General features: G+C 62.2%; 12 protein-coding genes. 6 read left to right on the top strand and 6 right to left on the bottom strand.

Translation table 11 applies throughout. The annotated features are described in order from the left end of the window. Nucleotides 1-3: 3 nt before the first annotated feature. Together ACSSVY_RS03225 and ACSSVY_RS03230 are read right to left on the bottom strand one after the other, a co-directional pair. A complete protein-coding gene (locus tag ACSSVY_RS03225; RefSeq protein ID WP_454268004.1) occupies nucleotides 4-498 on the bottom strand; it encodes an oxidoreductase in 495 nt (164 codons plus the stop codon). Nucleotides 499-713: 215 nt separating this feature from the next. Further along, nucleotides 714-1280 (bottom strand): hypothetical protein, encoded by a 567-nt coding sequence (locus ACSSVY_RS03230; protein WP_454268005.1) that lies wholly within the window; start codon nucleotides 1278-1280, stop codon nucleotides 714-716. Nucleotides 1281-1441: 161 nt separating this feature from the next. Between ACSSVY_RS03230 and ACSSVY_RS03235 the strand changes: the two genes are divergently transcribed. Both ACSSVY_RS03235 and ACSSVY_RS03240 read left to right on the top strand, forming a co-directional pair. Then, nucleotides 1442-2140 (top strand): hypothetical protein, encoded by a 699-nt coding sequence (locus tag ACSSVY_RS03235; protein ID WP_454268006.1) that lies wholly within the window; start codon nucleotides 1442-1444, stop codon nucleotides 2138-2140. 12 nt (nucleotides 2141-2152) lie between these two features. Next, a complete protein-coding gene (locus tag ACSSVY_RS03240; protein ID WP_454268007.1) occupies nucleotides 2153-2854 on the top strand; it encodes a hypothetical protein in 702 nt (233 codons plus the stop codon). 15 nt (nucleotides 2855-2869) lie between these two features. On the opposite strand, the gene rpoN is transcribed toward ACSSVY_RS03240, so the two are convergent. Both rpoN and ACSSVY_RS03250 read right to left on the bottom strand, forming a co-directional pair. After that, on the bottom strand, nucleotides 2870-4192 hold the full coding sequence (gene rpoN, locus ACSSVY_RS03245) for an RNA polymerase factor sigma-54 (protein WP_454268008.1): 1323 nt from the start codon (nucleotides 4190-4192) through the stop codon (nucleotides 2870-2872). Nucleotides 4193-4376: 184 nt separating this feature from the next. Then, complete coding sequence (locus tag ACSSVY_RS03250) at nucleotides 4377-5855, bottom strand: flagellin N-terminal helical domain-containing protein (RefSeq protein ID WP_454268009.1); 1479 nt, start codon at nucleotides 5853-5855, stop codon at nucleotides 4377-4379. A 250-nt stretch (nucleotides 5856-6105) separates the two neighbouring features. On the opposite strand from ACSSVY_RS03250, the gene ACSSVY_RS03255 reads away from it, so the two are divergent. The 4 genes from ACSSVY_RS03255 to ACSSVY_RS03270 all read left to right on the top strand — a co-directional run bounded on the left by ACSSVY_RS03255 (nucleotide 6106) and on the right by ACSSVY_RS03270 (nucleotide 10836). Beyond that, nucleotides 6106-6867, top strand: a complete 762-nt coding sequence (locus ACSSVY_RS03255; RefSeq protein ID WP_454268010.1) for a motility protein A — start codon at nucleotides 6106-6108, stop codon at nucleotides 6865-6867. 13 nt (nucleotides 6868-6880) lie between these two features. Further along, on the top strand, nucleotides 6881-8032 hold the full coding sequence (locus ACSSVY_RS03260; protein ID WP_454268011.1) for a flagellar motor protein MotB: 1152 nt from the start codon (nucleotides 6881-6883) through the stop codon (nucleotides 8030-8032). A 59-nt stretch (nucleotides 8033-8091) separates the two neighbouring features. Beyond that, on the top strand, nucleotides 8092-9717 hold the full coding sequence (gene fliD / locus ACSSVY_RS03265; RefSeq protein ID WP_454268012.1) for a flagellar filament capping protein FliD: 1626 nt from the start codon (nucleotides 8092-8094) through the stop codon (nucleotides 9715-9717). Nucleotides 9718-9831: 114 nt separating this feature from the next. Further along, nucleotides 9832-10836, top strand: a complete 1005-nt coding sequence (locus ACSSVY_RS03270; RefSeq protein ID WP_454268013.1) for a Hint domain-containing protein — start codon at nucleotides 9832-9834, stop codon at nucleotides 10834-10836. A 36-nt stretch (nucleotides 10837-10872) separates the two neighbouring features. On the opposite strand, the gene ACSSVY_RS03275 is transcribed toward ACSSVY_RS03270, so the two are convergent. Further along, nucleotides 10873-11601 (bottom strand): sigma-70 family RNA polymerase sigma factor, encoded by a 729-nt coding sequence (locus tag ACSSVY_RS03275; RefSeq protein ID WP_454268014.1) that lies wholly within the window; start codon nucleotides 11599-11601, stop codon nucleotides 10873-10875. Further along, nucleotides 11598-12659 carry a hypothetical protein gene (locus tag ACSSVY_RS03280; RefSeq protein WP_454268015.1) on the bottom strand — a complete coding sequence of 354 codons (1062 nt, stop codon included), beginning with the start codon at nucleotides 12657-12659 and terminating at the stop codon, nucleotides 11598-11600. The genes ACSSVY_RS03275 and ACSSVY_RS03280 overlap by 4 nt, the downstream gene beginning before the upstream one ends. Between the last annotated feature and the right edge of the window lie 10 nt (nucleotides 12660-12669).

Here is a 12669-nt window from a genome sequence, read left to right on the forward strand (position 1 = left end):
GGATCACTCGGCGAGGATGTCGATCTGCTTGAGTTGCCACACGCTCAGGGTGAAGTACTCTTCGCTCTGAAAGCGGGTGTCGATGTCGTAGGGGAACACCAGCCAAAGCGGACCTTTTTCACGCAGCGAGAAGGGTGCACCGTCGATCCGGTTGGCAAGAATCGGCACGGTATCTTCCAGCCGTTCCTCAGGGAAGGTCACGTTATAGTCGTTGATTGCGTGGATGCGGAGGGTGCCGGGCGCGCTGCCGGCGGCCTCCAGCACAGCCATGAGCGCGGGGCCGGAGAACGACTTGGGCGTCGTGTCGGTCCAGATCGTCGTGGTCTCGAAGCTCTGTTGCGGCAGGGCGAGAAGATCTGCCTCGGTGAAGGTTGTGGTTTGTCCGCTGCGCAGGTCGTTGACGGTCAGAATGACCTCTTCGTCTGCGGCATAGGTCGCGACGGATTGGGCTAGTGTCAGGCCCACGGCGGCCAGTGTCAGAAAGAATCTACGGTTCATGGTCTGTCTCTTTTGATTGCAAAACAAGGCGCATTCGTTGCGCATCTTTTAGCAGAGTTTTCTGTCGGAGCAGCCATATCTAAAGGTAAAGCGCTATCGAAAGATAGCCCTGCTACTATGATTGGATGTGCTTTCGTCAGCGCCTACAACCCATAGTAGGAATCACGCAAATGTGACCCAAAATTTCACCTTTGAACGGGGTCGCCCGATGGGAATCACATCATCGGAATGACCCGAACACCCTGAGCAATTCGGTGTGCCCAATGTGTGATATGGGGTTCGAATCGGAGGCGGGCATCGGGCATGGCGGCCAGCAGGACCATGATCGCGCGGGCGCGCCCGTCAGACGGCGCCTTGAGACCCAGACGGGCGTGATGCCAGAGGCCGCCACCAAAGCTGACCTCGCCATCGCGGTCCTGCAAGAGCCGTGCTGTCCATTTGATCCCGAGCGTGTCGAATTCCATATCATAGGGCGGTTCCTGGGACGTGCTGACGCGCACGGCGTGGGTATGGAGAAAATCGAACAACACATCGGGGTCGAGCAAGAGGATGTCAGAGGCAATCGCGACCCAGCCATCGGCCACGCGCCGGTCGAGGGCGCACCATTCCTGTTGGCCATGGGTGCGAAAGGCGAGGCGGTCCCCTTCTCTGAGGGCCTCGGCGATTTCATAGCTGCGTGATCCGATCGAGACCTGTGCGAAAGGAGCCTCGGCACGACAGACATGCCCATGGCTGGCGCAACGGGGCTGACTATCGGTACGGGGGGCAAAGGTGTCGGTCATATGTGTGTGGCTATGCATTCTGTGTTCTCGATCGAGGGTTGGGGTCTGATTGAGTCAACGGCCTGTCGAGCTGAGATTTTAGGGCGTGACTTGGCATGAACTCTGCACGGTGAGGTCAAAGCCGGAGTGTCCGGCGTCTGCAACACCCGAAGGAACGCGGCATGAGCAACACACCCGCCGAGCTGGAACACAGCATTCAATTGGCTCTTGAGGCGGCGACTGCCGCGAATGACAGCGCCGAGGACGTGGCGCGCCTGTCATCCGATACCTTGGCCGCCGCCGCGCGGCTGGACAAGTTTGCCAAGGGGATGAAGCCACTGATGCTGGGCGTCGTGGCGGCTGCGGTACTCTGCGTTGCCTTGGCGGGGCTGGTCTATCTGCGCACCTTGTCGGACATGCGCACGGCGACCGCCACCCAGATCGAAGCCCTGACGGTATTTTCCAAATCTGTCGGCGATTTGCAGGCGCAAATGACCGCGTTGGAGGGATTGTCGAACAGCGTGACAGCGATTGAGGCGGCACAGACCGCCGGCATCGAGCGGTTTGAAGCAGTGTTGACGCAAGAGGCTGCGCGTCTTGGCGAGGCAATAGCGAGCGACGGGGCAGAAGATCCCGCCGCGCCGCAAATGCTGCGCAGTCTCTCGGAGGCCCTGCAAGCCAGTCATGTGGAAACGCGCGAGGCATTTGCCCAAGGACTGTCGGACCTGCAACTGGCGATGACCCGGATGTTGGCGGAACGCCCGGAGGTGACGAGATCTGCGGCGCAAAGCAGTGTCGCGCCGGCCAAATCCGTAGCCAAGACCCCATCGCGCAAGAAGCCGCAGGCGCGTGTTGAGCCCAATCCCTTTGGCTTTCCATAGGATGACCTGCACATGAGTCCCATAGACATCCCGCGCCAAGGTCAGGCGCCCGGCGTGCTGGCGCTCGCGTCGGCCAATCCGCAGGGCAAGGCGCTGGGGTTGCGGCCCGGTGACATTCTGCTGCGCGTCGATACACATGCCGTTGATGGGCAGACCAAGGATCTGTTGGCCCGGTTCAAGGAACACCCCGAGCGCCCGCGCGTGCTCTGGATGCGGCGCGATGCAAAGGTCTGGCCGGTGCTGGCGCGCACGGCAATCCTTGGACGGTGGCGGGCCATGCCTTTGCCCGATGCAGCCGCGCGCTTGCCCGAGCCATTGCTGGCGGCGCGGTTGCGCAATTATGATGTGATGGTCGGGCCGGACGATATTTATGATGCCCAACCGCAGAAGCCCTCGGTTCTGGCCCTCGTGCCGCCGCTCTATATGCTTCAGATGCGACTTTGGACGCCTCTGGCCATCTGGGCGGCGCTGTCGGTGCTCTGTGTGCCGTTGGGATGGGGGGCGGGGGGCGCGCTTCAGGCGCTGATCTGCATCTATTTCTGGCGCGCGGCACCGATGCTGGTGCGTGCGGATCGTATGGCGCGCGGATTCCGTCTCTGGCGGGTGATTGCGGCCCGGTCAGAGCGAGACCTGCATCGTCAGATGGTCGCGCTGGCCCCGGAGCTGCGGTTCTTTCACGCCGCCGGGCGGCCTGATCTTGCCGAGGCGCGCTGACGCCCCGGCCGCGTTTTACATCGCGTTCAGTTTGCCCTGCCGTTTGCGCTGAAACGACGAGGGAATGTGCATCATGTCGCGGTATTTCGCGACGGTGCGCCGGGCCAGCACCGGACCATCGGCGCTGACCATCTGGGCGATGGCATCATCGCTGAGGGGATTGGCGGGGTCTTCGTTGGCGACCATCCTTTGAATGCGGTAGCGGACGGCGGCGGCAGAGGCCCCGCCTTCGCCATCGGCATCCCCGGCCAGTGCCGTGCTGAAGAACCGCTTGAGCCCCATGGTGCCCTGTGGCGTCACCATCAGGATGCCGGTGGTCACGCGGCTGACGGTGCTCTCGTGCACGCCGATGGCCTGTGCCACATCGGCCAGAGTCATCGGGGCGATGCGGGCCGGGCCATGTTCCAGAAAGGCGGCCTGACGACGAACGATTTCCGCACCGACCGCTAGGGCGGTCTGGTTGCGGTGCTCGACTGCGCGGCGCAGCCAGCGGGCGACGCCAAGGCGTTCGCCGACATAGTCGCGGGCGCGTTTGTCCTGAGTGGCGGCGGCGGCGCTGGCCTCGTTCACCAGAACGGCGGGCAGGGTGGAGCGATTGAGATCAACCCTCCAGCCGGTCGCGCTTCGGGTCACGATCAGGTCGGGCTCGCGCTCGATCAGGTCACCGATAAGGAAATCGGCCCCCGGTTTGGGATTGAGGCTTCGGAGGTGTTTGAGCGTGGTGCGCAGATCGTCCATCGAACAGGCGCAGACCCGTGCCAATCCGGTGAGATCAGCGGCGGCGAGGCGCGGCAGGTTGTTGAGAACGGCGCGAAAGATGGGCGTCATCAGCCCCAGATCCTCGGCCTGAAGGGCAAGGCATTCGGAGAGAGTGCGGGCAAAGAGGCCGGTCGGTTCGACCGCCTGCACCGCATGGAGCATATGCTCGGCCTCGTCCATGTCGAGGGCGCAGGCAAAGGCGATCTCTTCCAGCGGTTCGCCCAACCAGCCGTTTTCGTCGAGCGCCTCGAGAAAGCGATCCGCGATGTGGCGGTCGTGAGCGGTGTTGAACATCAGGTCGAACTGGGCCGCGACATGGGCATAGAGCGAGAGCGGGTGATCTGCGATGCGGCCGCTGGCATCGTCGCCGTCATTGCCCTTACCACCGGAATGCGGCAGGCTGGGAAGGGCGCGTTCGGAGCGGGCGACTTCGATGAAGGGGTTTTCCTCGGCTTCCTGCTCGATATAGCGCTGCAGGTCGGTGTTGGACAGTTGCAGCAGGGCAATCGCCTGTTGCATGTGGCCGGTCATCACAAGCCCCTGAGTCTGGGCGGTGCGCTGAGAAATTTGCATGTTCATCGTATTTTCTCCAATCTCTTGCTTAAATACCTATCTGGCTTGTCGTTAGACTGAAGACTCGGAATTCGACGCTGGCGGGCGTGTCGATCCAATGGCGGAAAAATCGCGTAACCCTCTTTGATTAAATTGAAAAAACCCCAACGATACCGTTGGGGTTCTTTCGATACTGTCGAGATTTCGACGTTTACCGGAGCAGCGAAAGCACGCCTTCGGCCGACTGGTTGGCCTGTGCGAGCATCGCGGTGCTGGCCTGGGACAGAATTTGCGACCGCGCCATCTCGGATGATTCCTTGGCAAAGTCGGCATCCATGACGCCCGACCGCGCGGCCTGAACGTTGACCGTGATGTTGGTCAGGTTCGAGATCGTGCTGTCAAGACGGTTGGACACGGCACCGAGGTCGGACCGGGCCTGGCTGACCTTTTGCAGAGCGACGTCGATCACCTTGAGGGCGTCGGCGGCGCCGGTCTGGGTGGTCAGGTCGATTTCGGCAACCGAGCTGAGCTCGGAGGTGTTGGCCGCGCCTTCAAAGAACACTTCGCCTGCTGTCACCTCATCGGTGCCGACCGAGAACTGCTTGGTCGAGCTGAGTTCCACCTGACCGCTGACGGCCATGTCATTGTCGGTGTCGTCGAGCGTTGCCGTATGGACGCCCGCGGTTGCGCCGGCGGCAGTGCCGTCAGAATTGATCGCTGTTGCGGCCATTGTGGTCGCGCCGGTGCCGGTTGTGAAATCCTCGATCAGGATGTCGGCGCCGGTGGCGTCGGTCAGTTTGATCGTCGAATTGTCGTCGCCCATCGTTGCAGTGACGCCAGTCCGGCCAGTCTGGTTGTTGATCGCATTGGCAATGCCGCGCAGGTCGCCGGTGTCGGAGATTGCAATCGTGCCGATGTTCACGCCGTTGACGTCAAAGGTGACCGTGTCCGCAGCGGAGAATCCCGACAGTTCCATGTTGGTCTCGGCGGATGCCGTGACGCCGGTCGAGGCGCTGACGTTGTTGATGGCAGCGGCCATTTCCTGAGCCGATTGACCGGCTGTGGTGGTCAGTTCGGCGCTACCGGCAAAGCCGGTGATGTTGATGGTCGATGCGGCAGTGATGCCGGTGTCTGCGGTGCCGGCCCCAGCGGCGAGTGACACGTTGGACATCATCGTATGGGCGCCGATATCGGTGGCGGCGGCGCTGTCCACGCTGATGTTGAGCACCTGGCCCGAGTCAGCGCCGATCTGGAATTGCTTGCCCGAGAAGGAGCCGTCGAGGACGTTCATACCGTTGAAGGTGGTGTCTTTGGCGACGCGGTTGATTTCGGTCACGAGCTGCTTGGCTTCTGCGCCGAGGTTGGACCGGTCGGAGGCAGTGTTGGTATCGTTCGCAGACTGAACGGCCAGTTCGCGCAGACGCTGAAGCATGTTCGAGACTTCCGAGTGTGCGCCCTCGGTCGTGTCCAGCAGGTTCTTGCCGTCGGTGGCGTTCCGGACCGCCTGATTGAGGCCGGTGATCTGCGAGGTCATCTTTTCCGCGATGGCCATGCCGGCGGCATCGTCCTTGGCGGCGTTGATGCGCAGGCCTGAGGACAGGCGGCTCATCGCGGCATTCATATCGTCGTTGACGCGGCTCATGTTCGCTTGTGCAGTGATCGCGCTGATGTTCGTATTAATTGTGGTCATATTCAGTCTCCTGACTTGGCTTGTTACGTTTGCCAGCGCTAGATGGGTGTACGCTGCCCAGCGCTTGACAAGAGCAACGGCGGCCCCGGAAAATGTTGAGCAGGAATTCTGGTAAATTCTTACAAGCATATGATTTAAAACAATATAATACTTTTCTCTCAATCGTGTTTGGCTTGGTATGGTTCTTGCCCCATCCCTGCCGAGGCCCGGTATGTTGCCGGTCGCCACGCTTGCTCAGGGAGTCCCGCCAATGGATATTGCTTCGCTCATCGGATTGATCGGTGCGGTGGGAATGGTGATTGGCTCGATGTTGGCTGCGGGTGGTCTGGGGCCGTTCATCGACATAGCCTCGATTCTGATCGTGTTTGGCGGGACGTTCTTTGCGGTCATGTATAAATGCACCATGCCGGTTTTCCTGCGCAGCTTTGGTGCGATGGGCAAGGCGTTCATGCCCAAGGCGCCGAGCAAAGAGGAGCTGATCACCAAGATGGTCGAGCTGTCGGATGTCGCGCGCAAGAGCGGGCTGATGGCGCTTGAAAATCAGGAAGTGCCGGACAAGTTCTTTTCCAAGGGTCTGCAAATGCTGGTCGATGGTGCGGATGAGTCGAAGTTGGTCAAGCAATTGTCGGAAGAGATCAAGGCGATGAAGGTGCGTCATGGCGAGGTGCATGAGGCGCTGCGCGGCTGGATCGACATTGCCCCGGCGATGGGCATGATCGGCACGCTCATTGGTCTGGTGCAGATGTTGGGCAACATGGCCGACCCCAAAGCGATCGGTCCTGCGATGGCGGTGGCGCTTTTGACCACGCTTTACGGCGCGTTTATCGCCAATGTCATGGTTGGCCCGGTTCTGTCGAAACTCGAAGGATACACCGAGAGTGAAGCCGCCTATCGCGACATGGTTTTGGCGGGATTGCGTAATATCGCGCGCGGCGAATCCGGGCGCAATGTGCAAGAGCAGATGGTTGCGGTGATGCCGCCCAAGATGCAGCTCAAGTTGTTGGCAGCCTGAGGTGGTGTGACCCATGGCGCGCAAACCCATCCCCCTGCCGGTTCCCATCGAATCTCCACCCGATGACTGTCCGAAATGCCCGCCCAAGGGTGCGCCTGCGTGGATGGCGACCTTTGCCGATATCGCCACGCTCCTGATGGCGTTTTTCGTTCTGATCCTGTCCTTTGCCGAGTTCAACCAGCCCAAGTTCAAAATGGTGGCGGGATCGCTCAGCATGGCCTTTGGCGTCCAGCGGCAGGTGCCGGTGATGGAGCAGCCCAAGGGCACGACGATCCTTGATCTGTCGTTCAGCCCGTCGCCGGAAATGTCGGTGACAGAGCAGATGACGCAGGACACGACCGAGACCGAGAACCCCGAAATCGACCGTCCAGTGACGGAGGAGCAGGGCAAGGGGGCTGCCGAAGGCGAGGGCGCCGACGATCCGGGTCAGGCCGAGGCGACAGAATTGGCGCAAGCGCTGCAAGAGGCCTTGCAGCAGGGGACGGTCAAGGTGGAAACGCGCGATGGCACGGTGGTCATGAGCTTTGAGGCGGCCGATGGCGAGAGCCTGCCGTCGCAGTTGACCGAGGCGGCCGAGGCCTTGCAGCAGGCCGCAGAGGCCACGGGGCAATCCACCTCTGATGTGATGCTGGAGGGATTGGCCGAGGCATTGCCGCAGATGGCAGAGGCCGCGCAGAAAGAGGCCGACACCCAAGCAGAAGCAGGGAAGGCCGAACGCAGCGCCGCTATTGCCGATGCGCAATTGCAGGTCGCGTTGCGGCAGGAAATCGGCGAGGGGCTGGTGACGGTCGAGCAGCGCGAAGACAAGGTGATCATCACTGTCGGGGCTGGCGGAGCCTTTCCATCCGGCGGGGCGGACTTGACCGAAGGGGCGCGCGATGTGATGGCGCGACTGGCCTTTGCGGCGATGGGTGAGGCGAGCAATATCGTCGTGACGGGGCATACCGATACGGTGCCGCTTGGCGGTGGATCAACCTATCAGGACAATTGGGGGCTGGCCGCAGCGCGGGCCTCTGCGGTGGTGCGCGAGCTTTCTGGGTCGGGGTTGATCGAGCCCGAGCGCCTGACTGCGACAAGCCGGGGTGAATCGATGCCGGTCAGCGACAACGAGACACCTGAAGGCCGCGAGTTGAACCGCCGGATCGAGATTGAGATCACCTATTGAGGCGGCAGGGCTAACAGCCTGCGGCATCGTGCCGTTGTCAGGGGCGAAGAGGGTATATCATGGAAAACGATATTCTGACGTCTCTGAATCGAGGCGGCACCGGCATCAACATCGCGGAGTTGTCCGACTCGCTGACGCAGGCCGAGATTTCGCCCCGGCGTGAGTTGATCACCGACCGGATCGACCGGGCCGAGCTGCGCTTGTCGGGCTATGATCGGTTGCGCGGTCAGGCCGATCGGATGACCGAAGCCTTGGACCTCATGCGGAACCTGTCGCCGCGCACTGTTGGCAGCGATACCAGCGCGGTATCGGTCACGATCAGCGATCCGGCAGCGGTTGATTTGACGACTGCGAAAATTGGTGTGACGCAGTTGGCGCAGGCGCAGGTTCTGGAATTTGGCGGCTTTACCGACGCTGCGGCAGAGATTGGCGCGGGCGTTCTGACCGTTGATTTCGGAGCGTGGACCGACGATGTCCCGCCGGTGTTCACCGCCGGTGCGCGGCCGGGGCAGACCGTGACGTTTCAGGCCGGCAGCAGCCTGGCCGATATCGCCGAAGCGCTGAGCACGTTTGAGGGCGTATCGGCGCGGGTGATTGATGTGGGGGACGGGACATTCTCGCTCGGGATCATATCCGAGACCGGCGAGCAGAATGCCTTGCGTTTGAGTGTCGCGGCGGGGGCGGATGCGGCGCTCGCCAGCTTTGATATCAGCGCCGGGCCGGGTGCAATTCAAGTGCAGAGCGCGCAGGATGCACAACTGAGTTTCAATGGGATCAACGTGACCCGTGCCAGCAATCAGATCGACGATCTCTTGCCCGGCCTCTCGGTGAACCTGACTGCGGTAACGACGGTGAATGCCACGGTGTCGGCGCGTCCCAATGCCGAAGGCTCGCTGGAAGTGATGCAGAGTTTTGTCGATATCATCAATGCGACGCAGACCCTTGTCAAAACGCTGACCGCGCGCGGATTTGGCGAGGCGGGTGTTGCGGGTGATCTGGCGGGCGACAGTCTGGCCGATGGGGTGCTGCGCGGGATCGAGCGGGTCCTGTCACGGGGGTTCGGGGAGCGGGGCACGCATTTGGCGGATATCGGTATTCAGACCGAGCGCGACGGGAGTCTCACGCTTGATGCGGACCGTTTCACCAAGGCTCTGACGGCCAATCCGTCCCTTCTCGATCCGTTGATCCGTGATGATCTGACGGGGCAGACTGTGCGGATCAGCGGCACGCCTGCGACGACGTCGGAGGCCGGTCGCTTTGCCTTGTTGCGCGATCCGGCCACCGGGATTGCCACCCTGTCGGGGGTGACATTGTTTGGCGCAGAGCAAGAGAATGGCGACTGGACTTACCGCGTGCCATCAGGGCCGATGCGAGGTCTCACGCTGACGGTGTCAGCCGAAACGGATCTGGCTGAGGTCGACTTTGCCCCGAGCATGGTCAGCAGTCTGCAATCCTATCTGTCGGGTTTTCTTGCGGATGGGAATGCGTTGGAGCAGCGCGAGCGCTCTCTGACTTCTTCCATTGCCACCGAGACCACCGCACTTGAGGCGTTGGATTTGCGGGCGGAGGAGGTGCGCACGCGCTATCTTGGCCAGTTCACACAGATGGAATTGATCGTCACGCAGCTCAATTCGACCGGCGATTATCTGCAAAACCTGATTGACGGATGGAACTCTGACAACTGAGGTGACCGGCAGACGAGCGCCTCTGGTTGATCGGACTGGTCGCCTTGCACAGCGTGAGTTGCGGCCATGCTCTGACCTCTCTGCAATCATCTCAACATCGGAAAGGCACCTGCCATGGCTGACTATGAAGTGGCCTATCAAACTTATCACGGCGTGCCATTGGGCGCGCAGCCACATCTAGCCCAAGCGACGATCTCGACGGATGACATCGGCGGTGTGCACCTAGGGGTGCTGTGGGAGCGTGGTCCGGTCATCGGAGTGGGAACGCATGTTGTGCTGGACGGCGCGCGGTACACCGTGCTGGGGTCCGGGCGCGCGCAGCCGGGGATGTCGCTCTTCGGGGTTCTCGAACTGACGGGTGAGGCGCGGGATCTGCTGATGGTTCGGAATGACATGAGCGGCGACACCGTGTTTCTCTATCCCGATGTTGTGCCCGATGCGCCCGGGATGATGGCGCTTGTGGTTGACGTGACGCCCGTCGGTTACCGGCTGGATGCCGACGCCCCGCTGTCGTTTGTCACGGGCACCTCAATCCTGACCCCGACGGGTGAGAGCAAGGTGCAGTCTTTGGTTGCGGGGGATCATGTTCTGGATGCTTCGGGGCAGGAGCGCGTGGTGATCTGGGTTGGAGCGCAGGAGGTGGATCTTGATTTGAACACCTCAAACAGTGTCGCACCGGTCCGGTTCGAGGTGGGCGCGCTGGGCGCGGGCCATCCCATGCGACCGCTCAAGCTGTCGCCGCAGCACCGGCTTCCGCTGCCGGATCAGGGAGGGGAGGCGGCACCCACCACCGGCCCTGCCGCGGGATTTGTCGGCATGCCGGGCATACGCCGCGCTCATCTGATTGGGATGCTGGGTTATCATTGTATTTTGCTGGATCGTCAGGCGCTCATCCTGGCCAATGGGGCGGCGGTCGAGAGTCTCTATCCCTGCGAGCGGACGCTTGCGCGGCTTGACGCAGAGCAGCGCGCCGAGGTCCGTGTGGCATTGGCGGCGGCGGGGTACGCGCACAGGCCCTATCCGCGTCTTGGGCCAAGTCTGAGCCTTGGCGAAACGCGGGCTGCTCTGGGCCTCTGGCCCGAGGAATTGTCAGAACCTGAGGCCCGGAAAACGGGCTGAGCCAAGCCTGCTGTCTGGCGGTTTGACCCGGTGGGATCATTCCGCCGCGTGGCTGTGCAGCCGTGCCTGCATCAGATCGCGCAACTGGTTGATCGCGGCCTTTTTGATCTGCGAAACCCGCCCGGTGGTCACATCAAGGATCGCGGCGATTTCATAGACGTTGAGTTCTTCGACATAGTAGAGTTGCAGAACGAGCGCCGAGCGTTCGGGGAGATCTTCGAGCGCGTTCTTCAAGAGCGCCTTGAGTTGCAGATGCTCAACCTCGTCCTCGGGGGTCGCGGCATTGTCGCTGAAGAGGATCGAGTGATCGGTATAGACCTCGTCCAGCGACTGCAGCTGATTGGTTTGAAACCGGTTTTCCCAGTCTTGAAAGGTCTCGGTGGACATCTCCAGCGATTTGGCCAGTTCAGGCACTTCGGGTTCGCGGCCCAGTCTTTGCGAGAGTTTGCGGCGGGTGGCCTCGATCTTTTGGCGCATGGTGATCGAGTTGCGGCAGAGGTTGGAGTTGCGGCGCAGATGGTCGATGATCGAGCCACGAATACGGATCGCGGCATAGGCCGCAAAGCTGACCCCATCGCAGACCGAATAGCGTTGGGAGGCGTCGATCAGCCCCAGATATCCGGCCTGAAGTAGATCGTCGATTTCGATGAAGCGCCCCACGCGGCCATGAAAGTGCCACGCCAACCGCTGCACCAGCGGCATGTGTTGCTCGACCAGTCGGTTGGGATTGGGTTGTTGTTCAGCATAGCTGTGCGGGGCGATCATGACCGGGCCTCCGGCTCTGAGCCGTGACGGCGAAAGAGGACGGACGGGCTCGGGGTTTCAATCGGGTCGGGGATGTTCGCAGGTTCGGCGGGGGCGGCATCCTCGAGCACGCGCAGACCCTCGACCAGCTGGTCGGGCGCAGACGCCCAGAGCGGTACGAGCCCACCGGCGGTGAGGGCGGCCCGGTCCTCGGCGTCCTGCGCCGTGTCTTGTGTGTCGGTGAGGATCGCGGCCTCGGTCAGGCCTGCCCATTGGCGGTGCAGGGCCGTGATCCGGTCCGCGCGCAGACCGCCCGGCATCACCAGCGCGGCGCGCGCCTCAGGCAGCGAGAGCGCAGCGCGGCCAAGGGCCGGGCCATCGCCACCGCGTCCCGAGATCACGACGATCTGGACAGTGCCGCCTTGGGGGGCGGCGAGGTGGTCGGGGGTGTCAAACAGGGTTTCCATACCCAGCAGATGCGATTTCTGTGCCAAGAAGGCCCCGTCGCTATGCGATCCTGTGCCACAGAAGCAGAATTCTACGATTGTGCCGGGTTTGCGGGCCAATCGCATCAAGGCCAATTGCAGCGCCGCCTGCGATTTGCCTGCGCCGGCCGGTCCCATGAGGACGATCCGTGGTGTGTTCAGCAGGCGGTCGCGCAGGATCAGCGGATCGGGCAGACGCGGGATCGGGGTCGGGATCGGGGTCGGGATATCGGGTGCCTGGAGCACGGGCTCTGCCGTCTTGGCCTCGCCCAGCATCCGGTCAAAGGCGTTCGGGGCATTGGGGCTGAGAAAGCTGGGCAGGCGGGTTGCGACCCGCGGGGCTGGCGCTGTGACGCCGGGGGCGGGCGGCGCGATCGGGTCGTCGACCATCAGATCGACCGAAGCCGCCTGTGGGACGGCTCGAACGCGCGGTATCGGCCGTGCGAAGCTCTCGGGTGCGTCGTCGCTGGCGGTGATCACCACCTGTCCGTCAATCAGGTCGTTCGACAGGATCAGCGCATCCGGTCCCAACCGGCGCTGCACCTGTTCAAGAGCGGTTACACTGTCACGGGCGCGAAAGGTTATCGTGCTCATCTGTCACATC

The organism is Roseovarius sp. MBR-51, assembly GCF_053628575.1.